Consider the following 16,095-nt stretch of genomic DNA (forward strand, 5'->3'; position numbering starts at 1 on the left):
CGCGCGGGCCGGTCGTCTTCATCGTGTTGTTTGGCGGCGCTTCGCTTGGGCACGACGTCAAAGGCCGGCTCGCGTGTTGCGAGCCGGCCTTTAAGCGTTTCCTAGGCAGGGAGCCGGTAGCGGTTGCGGGGGAGCGGCTCGACGAGGCCGTCGGCAACCAATCCGTCGAGGGCGCGTTCGCGTTGGACCTGGTCCGGCCAGCACGCGTCAAGAGCCTTCTTCGGTACGGCGTCCTGCTCGGAGCGCAGCACGGCCAGCAGGCGACCGCGGACCTGGCGATCCGTGCCCTCGTACGTCTGGCCCTTCCGCGGCGGACCGTCGTACGGCGGACTGCCGGCTAGCACCCACGCGCACTGGCTTCGGATCGGGCAGTCGGCGCAGCGCGGCGTACGGGCTGTGCAGACCAGCGCGCCCAGCTCCATCGACGCAACTGCCCAGCGGGCTGCTGTGGCCTCGTCTGATGGCAGTGCGCTGACGGCGAGCCGCAGGTCGGCCGCAGTGGGGGAGATGGTCGGCTGTGCGACGCCGGTGATGGCTCGCGCGAGCACTCGGCGGACGTTGGTGTCCACAACCGCGTGGCGCTGGCCGAACGCGAAGGAGGCGATCGCAGCGGCGGTGTAGGTGCCTACGCCCGGCAGGTCGAGCAGTGCGGCGTGGTCGTCCGGCACCTCTCCACCATGGCGCTCCACGATCGCCTGTGCTGCCGCATGCAGCCGTAGGGCGCGGCGAGGGTAGCCGAGCCGGTCCCAGGCCCGCACAGCCTCACCTGGAGGCTCTGCGGCCAGGTCTGCCGGAGTGGGCCACCGCTCCATCCACCTCTGGTACGCCGGGAGCACGCGGGCGACTGGTGTCTGCTGGAGCATGAACTCGCTGACCATGACTGCCCAGGGACCCGCGCTGGGGTCTCTCCAGGGCAGTACGCGCGCGTTGACGTCGTACCACTGCAGAACGGGGGCATGGAGCGGCGAGCCTGACTGGTGGAGCACAGAGCCGATATTAAGGTGCCAGCATGAGCAGCCTGCTCCATCCGGTCGGGCATCTGCCCGCCAGCGTCTACTGGTTCCGTCGTGGACTGGTGCTGTTCGTCCTGCTCGTGCTGTTCTTCCTGATCTTTCAGTTGTTCCCGGGTGGTGATGACCCGAAGAAGTCAGCGGCGGTCAACGACCCGCAGAAGACGCAGACCCCACCGCCGTCCGACAAGCCGTCGAAGACGCCCACTCCGACTCCGAAGCCGAGCGACAAGCCGACGGGCAAGCCGAGTGAAACGCCGTCGAAGACGCCTCAGGACGTGAAGTGCTCCGGCTCGAACGCCAAGGTCGAGGTGCTACCGGCCGTCCGCAAGGTCGCGTCCGGCGCGACGCTGAACTTCGTGGTCCGGCTGGACGCGGTCTCCGATGAGTGCAAGGCGACCGTCGACCCTGACTCGCTGACCGTCTCGGTCACGTCCGGTGCTGACCTGATCTGGACCACAAGCCATTGTGGGCAAGCGATTCCGAAGGCGACCCTGGTCGTTGCCAAGGGCAAAGATGCGGTCAGCACGGTGGTCTGGAACGGGCACCGGTCCGGCCCCGGCTGCCTCCCTGGACAGCCGGTGGCCAAACCCGGCACCTACGTGGTCAAGGCCGAATTCTCCGGCCAGGCATCACCCGCGCAGGCCTTCACGATCTCCTGATGCCGCAGCCGCGGTCGGCGGCTGCCGCCGTACCGGCTTGGTGAACATCAGGGCTGCGATCAGCCCGATCACGAGAATTGCTGCCGGCAGCAACAAGGCCTGGGCCATCGCGTCGCTGAAGCCCTGGTGCAGCGCTTCTGGCAGCTTCCCGCCCATCGCGCCTTCGCCGCTGGGAGCTCCACCGGCGATAGCCGGCAGGTTGTGTGCGAGCCGCGACTCCATCAGTACGGCGATGCCCGCGGCACCGAGAACCGCGCCGACCTGGCGGGTCGTGTTGTAGACGCCTGCTCCCGCGCCGGCCTGGTGCATCGGCAGGTTCCGGGTGGCGGTCGTACCGATCGGTGCCCACATGAAGCCGTTCGCGACCCCCATCAGCGCCATCGGCAGCAGGAGCTCCCAGATCGGCACATCAGGAGACATGATCTGGCTCAGCCAGAACAGCGCGACCACGTTGCAGGCCAACCCGAAGCCGGCGATGAAGCGGGGCGGCGTGGTGTCGACCAATCGCCCGACGAACGGCGCCAGCGCGCCGGAGATGACCGCCATCGGCGCCAGCAGCAGGGCTGCCTTGGTCGGGCTCAGGCCGCGGACCGACTGCGCGTAAAGCATCAGCGGGAAGGCCATCGAGGTCACCGCGAAACCGACGGTGGTGATGGCGATGTTGGCCAGTGAGAAGTTCCGGTCCCGGAAGAGGGCCAGCGGCAACAAGGGCTCGTTGCGGTTGCGGGACTGCCAGAATACGAACGCCCCGAGGAAGAGGATCCCGGCGATGATCAGCCCCCAGACCGAGATCGGTCCGGTGATCGTGCCCCAGTCGTACTTCTGGCCTTCCTGGATGCCGAACACCAGCAGGAACAGGCCGATCGTGCTCAAGGCGACGCCGAGCAGATCGAACTTGTGCTGCTGGGTCGGCAGGTTCGGGACCAGCCGCATCGCCAGCACGAAACCGATCACACCGACCGGGACGTTGACGAAGAAGATCCACTGCCAGCCCAGTCCATCGACCAGGACACCGCCGAGGATCGGGCCGACCAGGACGGCCACGCCGGCCGTCGCGCCCCACAGACTCATCGCCTTACCGCGCTGGTCCGGCGGGAAGATCCGGGTGATCACGGCCATCGTCTGCGGGGTCACCATCGAGGCGCCGAGACCCTGGACGACGCGGGCGACGATCAGCATCGCGATCGAGTTCGTCAGACCGCACCACAGCGAGGCCAGGGTGAACACGGTCAACCCGGTCAGGTACATCTTCTTCGGGCCGATCCGGTCACCGAGACGGCCGGTCACCAGCAACGGGACGGCGTACGCGAGCAGGTAGGCGCTCGTCACCCAGACCACGCTGCCGACGTCGGTCCCGAACTCGTTCAGGATCGACGGGGTCGCGACCGACACGATCGTCGAGTCGACCAGGATCATGAAGAACCCGACGACCAGCGCCCAGAGCGCCGGCCGCGGCCTTGCTACTTCTTGCGGGGATGCCATGGCAGATCCTTGCTCTCTATCCGTTCGATGGTGGTGGTGAGCCAGTCGCGCTCGGCGATCAGCTGGGACCGCAGGTAGCCGACGGTCAACCAGTACGCCTCGGGGACTTCACGCGAACGCAGATCGGCGTCGGTTGCGTCGTATTCGGTGATCAGCCGGTCGAGTTCCTCGATCCGGCGGCGGAAGCGTAGGAGCGCGTCGGCCCGCTCCAGGTTGTGCGCCTCGGCCAGGACGACGGGGAAGAGCGGGTACTCGTTGGTGTACGTCTCGAGCCCGGTCTCCACCCGAAGCCGCAATGCCGCGGCGCCTGCTTCGGTGAGCTCGTACGTCGTTCGTTCGGGCCGGTTGCCCGCCCGCTCGGTCCCGGTGGCGCGGACGAATTCCTGCCCGGCCAGCCGTTCGACGGTGTGGTAGAGCGAGCCCGGCCGGGTCTTCACAATCCGGTGGTTATGCCGGTGCAGCAGCACTTGGTACATCTCGTAGGCGTGCATCGGCCGCTCGTGCAGCAACGCCAGCACCGAGATCGCCAGCGGTGTCAGCTCAGCCATGATCCTCCATCCGGAATGTTCCATCTGGAGTATTACTCGCGCGCACCGGAGAAAGCAAGCGGCCCGCACCTCGTGGTGAGGTGCGGGCCGCTCGGAGTGCAGGGTTAGGGCGTGTTCCTCGAGCCCTCGCCTACTGCGCTGCACTCGGCACGGCACCTCGCCGCACTGGAGGAAAGGCCACGATGGAAAAGCATCGAGGCCTTCCCTCCAGCACGCCGAGCTACCGCACCGAGCACATGCTCGCTACGGCGCGGACTCAAGGAACACGCCCTAGACGTAGCGTTCGAGGATGCTCGACTCGGCGAGCCGGGACAGGCCCTCGCGGACGGTCCGGGCGCGGTTCTCGCCGACGCCCTCGACGGTCTGCAGGTCGTCGATACTCGCCGCCAGCAGCTTTTGCAGGTGACCGAAGTGCTCGATCAGACGGTCGATCACGGCACCTGGCAGGCGCGGGACCTTGGCCAGCAGCCGGTATCCGCGTGGGGTGACAGCCGCATCGAGCTGCTCGGCGCCGCCGAGCTGCAGGGCGCGGGCGACCTGGCCGATGTCGAGCAGGTCGGCCGGGCTGACCGCATCCAGCTCGAGCAGGACATCCTCCGCACCCTTGGCACGACGACCGCCGGCCGGCGGCAGATAATCCCGTACGACGAGCTCCCGCTCACCGGCGACACCGGCGACGAGCTCGTTGAGCTGAAGGGTGAGCAGGCGGCCGTCGGTGCCGAGCTCGACCACGTAGCCGTCGATCTCGGTCGCGATCCGGCGCACCATCTCGAGTCGCTGCGCCACCGCGGCGACATCGCGAACCGTCACCAGGTCCTCGATCTCCAGCGCGGAGAGCGTGCCGGAGACCTCGTCGAGCCGCAGCTTGTACCGCTCGAGGGTGGCCAGCGCCTGGTTCGCCCGGGACAGGATCGCTCCGGAATCCTCGAGCACGTAGCGCTGGTCATCGACGTACAGGGCGATGATGTGCATCGACTGCGAGACGGAGATGACCGGGAAGCCGGTCTGCCGGGCGACGCGGTCGGCGGTGCGGTGCCGCGTGCCGGTCTCGTCGGTCTGGATGGACGGGTCCGGCATCAGGTGCACGGCTGCCCGCATCAGCTTGGTCGCATCGCGGTCGAGGACGATCGCGCCGTCCATCTTGCTGAGTTCGCGCAGACCGGTCGCGGTGAACTCGATGCCGATCTCGAAACCACCGGTCGAGATCGAGTCGACGACCTTGTCGTTGCCCAGGACCAGCAGGGCGCCGGTGCGCCCACGCAGGATTCGTTCCAGGCCTTCACGCAGTTCGGTACCGGGTGCCACCGCCGCGAGGGTCGCGCGCATCCGGGAGCCGGTGCTGTTTTTGTTGGAGTTCGGGGCCACGGAAGGTGAGTCTATGCGGTTGTGCACCGGTCATGGGTGCTAAGTCCCTGCGGACGGCTGCTGCAGGGACTTCTGATCCGGTGCCACTTGCACCTGCGCGTGCACGCGCTCGTGCATCTGGACCGTGCAGTTCCGGATCCCCGTGTGAATGCGATCCGGACGCGGGTGACGCCTGCTGTGTCAGGGGGTGCGGACGACCTGTCCGGCGTACGAGAGACCGCCGCCGAATCCGAACAGCAGTACCGGCGCGCCGGATGGAATCTCACGCTTTTCGACCAGCTTCGACCAGGCGATCGGGATGCTCGCGGCCGAGGTGTTCCCGGACTCGACCACATCTTTGGCGACCACCGCGTTGACCGCGCCGAGGCGCTTGGCCAGCGGCTCGATGATCCGCAGGTTGGCCTGGTGCAGGACGACGCCGCCGAGCTCCTCGGGCTTCAGCCCGGCCTTCTCGCAGGCCTGCTTCGCGATCTCCGGCAGCTGCGTGGTGGCCCAGCGGAAAACGCTCAACCCGGCCTGCTGGAACTTCCCGTCCCGGCCCTCGATCCGGACGGCGTCCGACATCTCCGGCACCGAACCCCACACGACCGGCCCGATCTGCGGCTCGTCGCTCGCCACCAGTACGGCGGCGCCCGCGCCATCGCCGATGAGCACGCAAGTGGTGCGGTCGGTCCAGTCCGTCCAGTCGCTCAGCTTCTCGACGCCGATCACGATCGCCTTCGTCGCGGCACCGGCCCGGATCGCCTGGTCGGCGGTCGCCAGTGCGTACGCGAACCCCGAGCAGGCGGTGTTGATGTCGATCGCCGCCGGGTGGCCGAGGCCGAGGCGGTTCGCGACGCGGGCCGCGATGTTCGGTGACCGGTCGATCGCCGTACAGGTGGCGACGACGACGTAGTCGATCTCGCCGGCGTCGATCCCCGCGTTGGCCAGCGCCTTGTCGGCCGCCCGCCACGCCATCTCGTCCACCGACTCCTCCGGCGCCGCGATCCGGCGCTCCTTGATGCCGACGCGGCTCTGGATCCACTCGTCGTTGGTCTCGACCATCGTCGCCAGTTCGGCGTTGGTCAGCACCCGCTCCGGCTGGTAGTGGCCGAGCGCGACAACTTTGGATCCGGTCATCTGATGCTCCTGCAGTCATCCGGCATCCGCCGGGCGGGGCGCGGGCTCGGCACTGAACCCGGCACGTTGTTACCCCAGCGTACGTTCCCGCCGGACCCGGCGTGCAGCCCGCGTCTCACGCCTGGCTCAAGCCTCGCCAGGCCTGTGGCCAGGAACACAACTCCGCGCCCCGCACATCCCATCCGCCGGAACATTGCCCGCGCACCGTCCCCATTTGATGGGCTGGCCCATCCCGTTGTGGGTTGGCCAACCGCATGCGGCTAGCCCACCCACACTCCGGTGGGTGGGCCCATCAAATGGGGGTTCGTCGAAGACGGCTGACCTGGGCGGTTTGAGCCGTGCGGAGGTCAGGCCAGGCCGGCGGCGAGGAGGGCTGCGCGGATGTCGGGGGCGGCGAAGGTGCGGAGGCCGTATTTGGCTTGGATGTCCATCGGCTTCAGGTCTTTGGTCCGGTTCGGGATGTCGGCGGGGACGATCGCCTTGGTGAAGCCGAGGCGAGCGGCTTCGGCGAGGCGTTTCTCGAGGCCGCCGACGCGGCGGACCTCGCCGGCCAGACCGACCTCGCCGATCGCGACCAGGCCGGGGTGGATCGGTCTGTCCATCTCCGAGGAGGCGACCGCGATGGCGACGGCCAGGTCGGCGACGGGTTCGGTGATCTTCACGCCGCCCACCGTGGCGACGTACACCTCTTTGTCGTGCAGTTTCAGGCCCGCGCGGTTGCCCAGGACGGCGAGCACCATGGCGACGCGCTGCGATTCGAGACCGGACGTCGTACGGCGGGGTTGGGGTGCTGCGGAGGGGCCGACCAGGGCCTGGACCTCGGCGAGGAGTGGGCGGCGACCCTCCATCATGACGGTGACGCAGGTGCCGGCGACGGGCTCGGCGTGCTCGGAGACGAACAGGCCGGTCGGGTCGGTGACCTCGATGATGCCGGTGTCGACCATGTCGAAACAGCCGACCTCGTCGGACGGGCCGAACCGGTTCTTGGTGGCGCGGACCATCCGGAACCCGGAGTGCCGGTCGCCGTCGAACGCGAGCACCACGTCGACCAGGTGCTCGAGCATGCGCGGGCCGGCGATGGCGCCTTCCTTGGTGACGTGACCGACCAGCACGACGGCGATGTGCCGTTCCTTCGCCAGTCGCACGAGCGCGCCGGTGACCTCGCGGACCTGGGTGACACCACCGGGCGCACCGTCGACCTCGGGATGCGCCATCGTCTGCACCGAGTCGATCACCACGAAGGTGGGCTCGACCGAATCGATGTGGGCGACCACCGCGCCGAGGTCGGTCTCGGCCGCCAGATACAGGTCGTCGACGAGCGCATCAGTCCGGCCCGCGCGCATGCGCACCTGGGCCGCCGACTCCTCGCCCGACACATACAACGTGCGCTGCCCACTGCGCGCGGACTGCGCCGCGACCTCCAGCAACAGCGTCGACTTGCCCACGCCCGGCTCACCGGCCAGCAGGATGACCGCACCCGGCACCACTCCACCGCCGAGGACCCGGTCGAGCTCACCGATCCCGGTCGGCCGCGACTCGGCCTCGACCGCCGACACCTTGCCGATCGGCAGCGCCGGCGACGTCACCGCTCCGGCCGTGATCCGGGCCGCCTTCGCTGCCCCGACCTCCTTGACCGTCCCCCAGGCCTGGCACTCACCACACCGGCCGATCCAGCGCACCGAAGTCCACCCGCACTCCGAACACGCGAACGCCGATTTCCCCTTCGCCGTAGCCACCTTCGCCATACCGAGCAACCTATAGCCCGGCTCGGACAAAACTCAGAAGGTCTTGGACCAGAGGTTGATGGCGTAGTCGACTTCGGTGCCGGTGTGGGAGGCGATGATGCGCTCGGCGTCGGCCGGGGCGAACTCGATCCGGATGACGGCTTCGAGGTCCGCGCGGGAGTCGAAGCGCCAGCCCATGTCGAGGGGCGTGCGGTTCCAGCCTTGGGCGGCCCAGAAGCGTTCGACCTCGTCGGCCTTCACGGTCGGGTAGCACTCGCGGAACCAGCGGCCGAAGGTGGAGCGGCTGCCGTCGTTGTCGATGACGAACGCGGTACCGCCGCGGCGCATCACGCGGGCGAGTTCGGCCAGGCCGGGCTCGCAGCCGGGGCCGAAGAAGTAGGCCCAGCGGGCGTGCATCACATCGACCGACGAGTCCGGCACGGGCAGTCGCTGAGCGGTGCCTTGGCGGACCTCTACGTTCGGAAAGTCCTTGGTACGGCGCTGCGCCGCCTCCGCGAGTGCTCCGTGCGGCTCGACCCCGACCACCTTGCGAGCAGTCGCAGCGAAGCGCGGGAGGTGGAACCCGGTGCCGCAGCCGATGTCGAGCACGTTGGCATCGGCCCAGTCGTGGATCGCCCGCATGGCCGGCTCGATGACGCCGTCCGGGTCGACCGCGTGGTTCTCGACCTCGTACACCTTCGGGTGGTGCCAGATGTTGGGGCTGGGGATTCCGCCGTCCGCAATGCTCACGCAGTAGAGCGTATTGACTGTTTGGTGGTGGCAGCGAGCAGGGCGACCGGGATCAACAGCAGACCGCACAGTACGGCGAGCCAGTGGAACCCGAACTGAGCCAGCACCGGACCGGCCGCCGTACCGGAGAGGGACGCCAGCACGCCCATCGTCAGATCGGACAGGCCTTGTGCGGACGTCCGAATGTCCGCAGGGACCGAGCTGGACAGCAGAGTGGATCCAGACACCAGACAGGCCGACCAGCCGAGCCCCAGCAGGATCAGCGCCACTGCGGTGAGGCCGTGCGCCTCGTCGGCTGCCAGCGCAGCCACAGTCATCGCTATGGCGAGTGTGGCGAGGCCGAGACCGATGGTGGGGATGGGACCGAGCCGGTCGGCCAGCCAGCCCATCACCGGAGACAGTGCGAACATCCCGGCCACGTGACCGCTGATGATGAAGCCGACAATCGTCAGAGAAGCGCCATGGTGCTGCAGGTGGACCGAGGTCATCGACATCACGCCCACCATCACCGCGTGAGCGGTGGCGATCGCCAGCAGACCAAGACGAGCGTGGGGGATCGCCATGACGCGGCGGAAGGTCACTGCCAGCGGCTGGCGTTCGACCGACGCAGTCTGCGGGCGAGGCAGGCGGCGGAGTCCGAACCAGACGGTGACGAGGCTCAGCACCAGTGCGACCACGGAGAACACGTACGGGCCAGCCAGCGGCAGTACGCCGAGTGAGTCGCCGACTCTGGCGCCAGCACCGGTCAGATTAGGCCCGATCACGACGCCGATCGTGGTGGCCCAGACGACCAGCGACAGTGCCCGGGCCACATGTGCGGGGTCGGCCGCGTCAGTAGCGGCGTACCGGGATTGCAGGTTGGCCGCAGTGCCGCTGCCGAAGAGGCAACCAGCCAGGAGCAGCAGTGGGAGTGAGCTGACCTGTGCGGCGACGATGGTCAGGACAGCGCCCACCGTGCCGATCACATAGCCAACAGTCAGCGCGAACCGGCGCCCGCGTGAGCGGGCGAGCCTGGCCAGCGGTACGGCGAGAGCCGCGGCCCCGATCGTGGTCGACGTGGCGACCAAGCCGGCCGTCGAGGTGGACCCGGAGATGCGTTCGGCGAGCAGTCCCGCGACGGCGAACCCACTGGCCATCGCCACCCCGCCGAGCACATTGCTCGCCACTAGCACCCGGACGGTCGTTCGCTGCAGGTCGGCGGTCACCTGGTCACTGTCTCATCTACCTGACAGATCAGCTGTAACAATTTTAGAATAGGGTTGCGTAAATCCCCTGCCTGCTTTTGGAGCCTCCAGATGCCCGACATCGCGATCGTCCCCGCGCCGCGCGAACTCACCGTGAACGACGCTCGCTGGATCTCCGCGGACCCCGCCGGTGAGGCGATCCGCGACGTGGTCGAGAACCTCGGCGCGACCGAGTACCGGATCGACGTGACGCCGGACGGTGCCCGGCTGACGGCCGGTTCCGAGGAAGCGCTGCAGCACGCAGAGACGACGTACGGGCAGTTGCTTGACGCTGTTGAGCCGGCCGAGGACGGGAAGGTGTCCGTTCCGGCGGTGCACATCGCGGACTCACCGCAGTTCGCGTGGCGCGGCGTGATGCTCGATGTCGCGCGGCACTTCATGCCGAAGGACTTCGTGCTCAAGGTGCTCGACGTGCTCGCGCTGCACCGGATGAACGTGCTGCACTTCCACCTCACCGACGACCAGGGCTGGCGGGTCGAGATCGAGGCCTACCCGAAGCTGACCGAGGTCGGTGCGTGGCGCAACGAGAGCATGGTCGGGAGGATGACTCACGAGCAGTCCGAGTTCACCTACGACGGTAAGCGGCACGGCGGTTTCTACACCAAGACCGACCTGCGCGAGATCGTCGAATACGCCGCCGAGCGCGGCATCACCGTCGTACCGGAGATCGATCTGCCGGGGCACATGCAGGCGGCGATCGCGGCGTACCCGGAGCTGGGGAACTTCCCGCAGCACCAGTTGGGCGTCCGGCAGGAGTGGGGGATCAGCGACGACGTCCTGAACGTCAACGACGAGACTGTCGAGTTCGTGCGGACGGTGCTGCGCGAGGTGCTGGACATCTTCCCGAGCCCGTACGTCCACCTCGGTGGCGACGAGTGCCCGTCGGTGCAGTGGCATCTCGCGGAGAAGGCGCAGAAGCGGCAGGCCGACCTCGGGCTTGAGCACGCCGAGCAGCTACAGGGCTGGTTCACCGCCCAGGTTGCGATCGTGCTGGAGGAGGCGGGCCGGCGGCTGGTCGGATGGGACGAGATGGTCGACACCGACTGCCCGAAGGACGCCGTCATCATGGCGTGGCGCAGTGCCGAGCGCGGCGAGATCGCGGTCAAGGCCGGCCATCAGACGGTGATGACGCCGAGCGAGTCGGTCTACTTCGACTACTACCAGGGCGACCCGGCGACGGAGCCGTTGGCGATCGGCAACTTCATCCCGCTGGAGAAGGTCTACGACTTCGAGGTGATCCCGGCCGGCCTCTCCGACGACGAAGCCGCGCTCATCATCGGCACGCAGTGCAACGTCTGGACCGAGTACATGCCGGACGAGCAGCAGGTCGGTTACATGCTGCTCCCGCGGCTCTCTGCCCTCGCCGAGCGTGCCTGGGGTTCCCCCAAGGTCTCGTACGACGAATTCCTCACACGGCTGCGTCCGCACCTGGCGCGGATCGAGGCTTTAGGTGTGAACTACCGACCGTTGGACTGATCTTTCAGTTGCTGAGGGGATAACAAAAATCCCCTCGGCACTGTTAGCTGAAGTAGACGGGGAGCGGAGGTGCTCATGACCGCAGTGGGACCACTCGACGCAATGTTCCTGCTCGGCGAGAGCCGGGAACAGCCGATGCATGTCGGCGGCCTGATGCTGTTCGAGCTGCCGGAAGGCGCTGGGCGGGATCATGTCTTCCCCGAAGGGACGCGAGATTTCGTGTCCCGGCTGTACCACGACATCCTCGATGCGCCGCAGGTGAATCCGGTCTTCTCGCAGCGGGTTCGGAACCGGGCGCTCGACCTCGGCTACTGGTCCTGGGAGCAGGACGACGCCATCGATCTGGAGTACCACGTCCGGCTGTCCGGACTGGCGCGGCCGGGGCGGTACCGGGAGCTGTTCGAGCTCACCAGTCGGCTGCATGGGACGTTGCTGGACCGGCATCGGCCGCTGTGGGAGATCCACCTGATCGAGGGGGTGGAAGGGCGCCGGTTCGGCGTCTACAGCAAGATCCACCACTCGATGATCGATGGCGTGACCGCGCTGAAGTGGATGCAGGACACACTCACCACAGATCCGACGAAGACAGGTATGCCGGCGACCTATGCCCTGCCGGCCAAGTCCTCTTCAGGTGTCGCTCCGGGACTACCGACCGCATCCGAACTGCTCACAGCTCTCGGCCGTACGCCGGGCCGCGCGGCGAGCGCGGTCGGCGGCACCGCCCGGATGCTCGCGGACATCGCAGGGCTGACCCCGGTGGGGCTGAAGAGTTTGGTGAACGAGCATTCCGCCGTGGCGTTTCAGGCGCCGCGGACGATCTTCAACCAATCGATCACCGGGGCTCGCAGGTTCGCAGCGCAGTCGTGGCCGATCGAGCGGCTGGAGAAGGTGCGGGCGATCACCGGCGCGACACTGAACGACGTACTGCTCGCGATGTGTTCCGGTGCCCTGCGCAACTATCTGCTCGAGCAGAACGCCTTACCTGACAAGCCTTTGACGGCGATGGTCCCGGTGTCATTGCGAGGTAAGGACGATGCGCCCGGCGGCGGCAACGCGTTGTCCACGTTGATCGCGGACCTCGCGACCGACGAGGCCGACCCCGAGCGGCGGATCAAGCGGATCACCGCATCAACGACGTACAGCAAGGGTGTGTTGTCCGGGCTCAGCCCGTTGCAGAACCTGATGGTCGGAGCACTCGGCTTCGCCGTCGCCGGCCCGTCCGCGGTGCTACCAGGTGTCGCCGGGCTCACCAATCCGCCGTACAACCTGGTCATTTCGAACGTGCCTGGCCCGGCCGAGAGCCCGCTGTACTGGAACCGATCCCGCCTGCTCGGCATGTATCCGGCGAGCATCGTGATGAACGGGCAGGCGCTCAACATCAGCGTCACCAGCTACGACCATCAACTGCACTTCGGCCTCGTGGGCTGCCGCCGGACCGTCCCTCATCTGCAGCGGCTGCTCACCCACCTCGAGACTTCCCTGTCCGAGCTGGAGAACATCCATTAACGAGCGGATGGGTCTTCGACCAGACGAAAGCCGCAAGCGGCAGCAATGGCTGCCGCCTGCTCAGCGGCCTCGGTCGCGGCCGCCTGATCACCGGTGAGCTGACGGGCAGCGGACAACGTGATCAGCGCTTCGGCCTCCAGATACGGGTACGTCGTCCGCGCGAGCGGGAGACAGGTCTCCACCCACTGAACGGCGGCGGGCACATCGCCTAGAGCGAGGTGTACATGGGCCACCGTCGAGGCAGTTTGGGCCTGGGCCTTCGGGTCACGGACGGCGATCGAGAGCTCGTAGGCCCGCAGGGCCGCTTGCAATGCAGCCGGTCCATCCCCGCGCTGGGCATACAACTTGGCCATCTCGTCCAGCGTGGAAAGCTCGCCCCGAAGGTACGAGCGGCGGTGGTAGGCATCCAGTACTTCGTTGAGCAGGGCAGCTGCGCGGTCGGCCTCGCCCAACTGACGGACGGCGCTCGCCAGATTTCCCCGGATGGTGAGCGTCGCCCACTCGGGCCCGGAATCGCTGGTCTGCAGGGCGGCGCCGAACAGGTCGGCTGCCTTCTGGAGCTCGCCCTGATACAGCCGGGTCATCCCGAGGCTGTTGAGCACGATGGCGCGGAGGTGGCCATGGTCGTTCTCGGTCAGATCGAGCGCGCGGTCGTTCCACAGGTCCGCGTCGGCGAGTTTGCCCCGCAGTTGGTGAAACCATCCGATCAGATAGGCCAGGTAGGCGGCAGCTGCGGGCCAGCCGATCTCCACCGCGAGGCTGTAGGCGGTCAGAGCTTGGACCAGTCCTTCCTCGTCCCGTCCGAGGGCTCCGACGGCCTGGCTGTGGTTGATCAGCATCGCCACTCGAGCGGCATCGTCCCCGGCCGCTTCGGCAGCCGCCAATCCGGCCTGTGCCGACAGTAGCCAGCCGTCGACATCCCTCCGGAGTAGGAAGTATCCCCGGAGCTGGTCGACGATCCGCCAGGACAGTGACCGGCTGTCGGAGTGGCCTGGGTCTTTCACGACCGCCAGCAGTGCGGGCGCTTCCGCGTCGAGCCAAGCGAGCGCGTCGGCCTTCGACCTGAAGAAGGTCTCCGGTGCGGGATGGGCCTCGAGCCGCACGAGTTGTGGGTGTACGAGGTTGATCGCGGCCGTCACCGCCTCGACGTACCAGGCGTTCAACCGGGTTCGTGCAGCCGCGCCCTCGGCATCCTCGGCGAGCAGCCGGCGCGAGTAGAGGCCGAGCAGATCGTGGAACCGGAAGCGGTCCTTCGTGTGCTGCAACAGCATGTTGGCCTCGAGCAGCACCTCCAGCACCCGATCTGCGGCAGCCACCGGGATGCCGAGCAGAACTCCGGCGCTCTCGGCGCTGAAGTCGTCGCCAGGGTGGAGGCTGCACAGCCGGAACGCGCGTTGTGCGTCGGCGCTCAGGTCTGCGTAGCTCAGGTCGAAGCTGCTGAGCACGCTGGACTCGCCCAGGCTGAGTTCGGTGAGCTTCCGGTTGCCGTCCTCCAGCCGGTTGGCCAGATCGGCGACCGTCCATTGCCGCCGGGTGGCGAGTCGTGCGCCGGCGATCCGCAGTGCGAGAGGAAGCCGGGCGCAGGCCTCCGCGAGGGCGCTCACACCCGATCGATCGCCATCGAGCCGCCGGGTTCCAGCGGTGGCTGTGATCAGCAGGACCGCGTCGTCGTGGGGGAGAGGCTCGAGGTCCACGACGTAGGTGGTGGCGAGGTCCGGTAGTCGCCGTCGACAGGTGACGAGCACGTCGCTGCCGCCGGCCCCCGGGAGCAGCGGCCGGATCTGAGCCGCGTCCTGGGCGTTGTCGAGCAGGATCAGCATTCGACGGTCGGCAAGTTCGCTGCGCAGTAGCGCGGACGCCTCGGCTGCGTCGGTTCCGATCCGCCGTCCTGGTACGCCGAGTGCGCGGAGAAAGCGGCCGAGGATCTGGATGGGCTCGGGGGTGATCGCGTCGGCGCCGCGCAGATCGGCGTACAGCTGACCGTCCGGATACTGCGCCCGCAGTTGATGGGCGGCCGCCAGCGCCAAGGCGGTCTTACCGACCCCGGCGATACCGTTGATCAGTACCACTCGGGAACAGGTTGCACCGGGCCGGCCGAGCGCCGTACCGATCGTTGTGAGCTCGTCCGCGCGCCCCACGAAATCCGGCGGTGCGGACGGCGTCTGCTGGACGACCGCCAGTCCTGGTAGCTCCGGTGCCCCAGGCCGGAGCACCTCGAGATGGGCAGCGCGGAGGCCTTCGCCGGGGTCGACGCCGAGCTGGCCGGCGAGTGCAGACCGGATCCGGTCGTACGTCGCGAGGGCCTCTGCCTGCCGATCCGCGGCAGCAAGGGTCCGGATCAGCTCGACGTGCAACGGCTCGTCCAGCTCGCGCTGCCCTGCCAGGTTTCGCAGGGCGCTCAGCGCCCGCTCCGGCTCACCGAGGTCGCGCGCCAACCCGGCCAGGTCGCGGACGGTAGCGGCGTACTCGTTGGAGATCGCGACGTACAGCGGGCTGCTGTCGATCACCTCGACATCGATGAGCCCGCGCCACAGTTCCACCGCCTCGGCAAGCTTGCTCAAGGCAACCTCAGGATCATCCCGTACGGCGTCGGTCGTGAGAGCGCGGAACGCCAGCAGGTCAAGGCTTTCGGCGGCTGCCGCCAACCGGTAGCCGGATGGACTCCCGACGATCACCTCAGGGGCCGCGCCGCCTGTCTCGAGTAGTCGCCGCAACCTGGCGACGCGGGTCTGCAACAGGTTCGCCACGTTGTGCGGAACGTCGTTCGGCCACAGGAGATCGATCAGTTCGGCCTGACTCACCGTCGTACCGGCCGCGAGGGCAAGCCTGGCCAGCAAGATGCGCTGCGGACCGGCGCCGATGGGCACGGAGACCTCGCCATGCCGAACGTCGAGCGGGCCGAGCACACGAATGCGCAACGGCCCATCGACATCGGTGGTCGTGGAGGTTGTGACGGCTCGGCCAGCTTTGACAGCCGTCCTGAGCTTCTCGGAGTCCTCGCTGTTCAGTGCGAGGGCGGTGGTGATGGCCTCGATCGAGTCCGGCTTCGGGCCACGGCTCCGGCCTTGTTCCAGGTCGCGGATTGCCCCGGTACTGAGTCCGGCGAGGTCCGCGAGCTCCCGCTGAGTCTTCCCTGCGTCCTGACGAAAACCGCGCAACAACCCACCGAAGTCGCTCTCCCGGGGCGTGGGCACAGCCAACATCCTACG

General features: G+C 67.9%; 12 protein-coding genes. 3 read left to right on the plus strand and 9 right to left on the minus strand.

Features of this window, described 5'->3' with window-relative positions; translation table 11 throughout:
• Nucleotides 1–101 precede the first annotated feature (101 nt).
• Nucleotides 102–995 (minus strand): HhH-GPD family protein, encoded by an 894-nt coding sequence (locus tag E1263_RS01760; protein ID WP_420323366.1) that lies wholly within the window; start codon nucleotides 993–995, stop codon nucleotides 102–104.
• A 14-nt stretch (nucleotides 996–1,009) separates the two neighbouring features.
• Between E1263_RS01760 and E1263_RS01765 the strand changes: the two genes are divergently transcribed.
• Nucleotides 1,010–1,672: a hypothetical protein gene (locus tag E1263_RS01765; RefSeq protein ID WP_132164593.1), complete on the plus strand. Its 663-nt coding sequence runs from the start codon at nucleotides 1,010–1,012 to the stop codon at nucleotides 1,670–1,672.
• On the opposite strand, the gene E1263_RS01770 is transcribed toward E1263_RS01765, so the two are convergent.
• The 7 genes from E1263_RS01770 to E1263_RS01800 all read right to left on the minus strand — a co-directional run bounded on the left by E1263_RS01770 (nucleotide 1,643) and on the right by E1263_RS01800 (nucleotide 9,865).
• Entirely contained in the window at nucleotides 1,643–3,154 is a 1,512-nt protein-coding gene (locus E1263_RS01770; RefSeq protein WP_132164595.1) for a DHA2 family efflux MFS transporter permease subunit, read from the minus strand. The genes E1263_RS01765 and E1263_RS01770 overlap by 30 nt on opposite strands.
• Entirely contained in the window at nucleotides 3,133–3,702 is a 570-nt protein-coding gene (locus tag E1263_RS01775; RefSeq protein ID WP_132164597.1) for a PadR family transcriptional regulator, read from the minus strand. Before E1263_RS01775 ends, E1263_RS01770 begins: the two co-directional genes overlap by 22 nt.
• A 270-nt stretch (nucleotides 3,703–3,972) precedes the next feature.
• Nucleotides 3,973–5,067, minus strand: coding sequence for a DNA integrity scanning diadenylate cyclase DisA (gene disA / locus E1263_RS01780; RefSeq protein ID WP_238161027.1), 1,095 nt, complete (start codon nucleotides 5,065–5,067; stop codon nucleotides 3,973–3,975).
• A 180-nt stretch (nucleotides 5,068–5,247) separates the two neighbouring features.
• A complete protein-coding gene (locus E1263_RS01785; protein WP_132164599.1) occupies nucleotides 5,248–6,186 on the minus strand; it encodes a beta-ketoacyl-ACP synthase III in 939 nt (312 codons plus the stop codon).
• A 347-nt stretch (nucleotides 6,187–6,533) separates the two neighbouring features.
• On the minus strand, nucleotides 6,534–7,922 hold the full coding sequence (radA, locus tag E1263_RS01790; RefSeq protein WP_420323367.1) for a DNA repair protein RadA: 1,389 nt from the start codon (nucleotides 7,920–7,922) through the stop codon (nucleotides 6,534–6,536).
• 42 nt (nucleotides 7,923–7,964) lie between these two features.
• The gene (locus E1263_RS01795) at nucleotides 7,965–8,660 is read right to left on the minus strand and encodes a class I SAM-dependent methyltransferase (RefSeq protein ID WP_132164603.1); all 696 of its coding nucleotides are present in this window, start codon (nucleotides 8,658–8,660) and stop codon (nucleotides 7,965–7,967) included.
• Nucleotides 8,657–9,865, minus strand: coding sequence for an MFS transporter (locus E1263_RS01800; RefSeq protein ID WP_238161028.1), 1,209 nt, complete (start codon nucleotides 9,863–9,865; stop codon nucleotides 8,657–8,659). Before E1263_RS01800 ends, E1263_RS01795 begins: the two co-directional genes overlap by 4 nt.
• Before the next feature lie 90 nt (nucleotides 9,866–9,955).
• Between E1263_RS01800 and E1263_RS01805 the strand changes: the two genes are divergently transcribed.
• Together E1263_RS01805 and E1263_RS01810 are read left to right on the plus strand one after the other, a co-directional pair.
• On the plus strand, nucleotides 9,956–11,380 hold the full coding sequence (locus E1263_RS01805; RefSeq protein ID WP_132164605.1) for a beta-N-acetylhexosaminidase: 1,425 nt from the start codon (nucleotides 9,956–9,958) through the stop codon (nucleotides 11,378–11,380).
• A 75-nt stretch (nucleotides 11,381–11,455) separates the two neighbouring features.
• Nucleotides 11,456–12,886 (plus strand): WS/DGAT/MGAT family O-acyltransferase, encoded by a 1,431-nt coding sequence (locus E1263_RS01810; protein ID WP_132164607.1) that lies wholly within the window; start codon nucleotides 11,456–11,458, stop codon nucleotides 12,884–12,886.
• Here E1263_RS01810 and E1263_RS01815 read toward each other — a convergent pair.
• Complete coding sequence (locus E1263_RS01815) at nucleotides 12,883–16,080, minus strand: BTAD domain-containing putative transcriptional regulator (protein ID WP_165956428.1); 3,198 nt, start codon at nucleotides 16,078–16,080, stop codon at nucleotides 12,883–12,885. The genes E1263_RS01810 and E1263_RS01815 overlap by 4 nt on opposite strands.
• Nucleotides 16,081–16,095 lie beyond the last annotated feature (15 nt).

Origin of the sequence: Kribbella antibiotica (assembly GCF_004349055.1) — a bacterium.
Taxonomy (GTDB): domain Bacteria; phylum Actinomycetota; class Actinomycetes; order Propionibacteriales; family Kribbellaceae; genus Kribbella; species Kribbella antibiotica.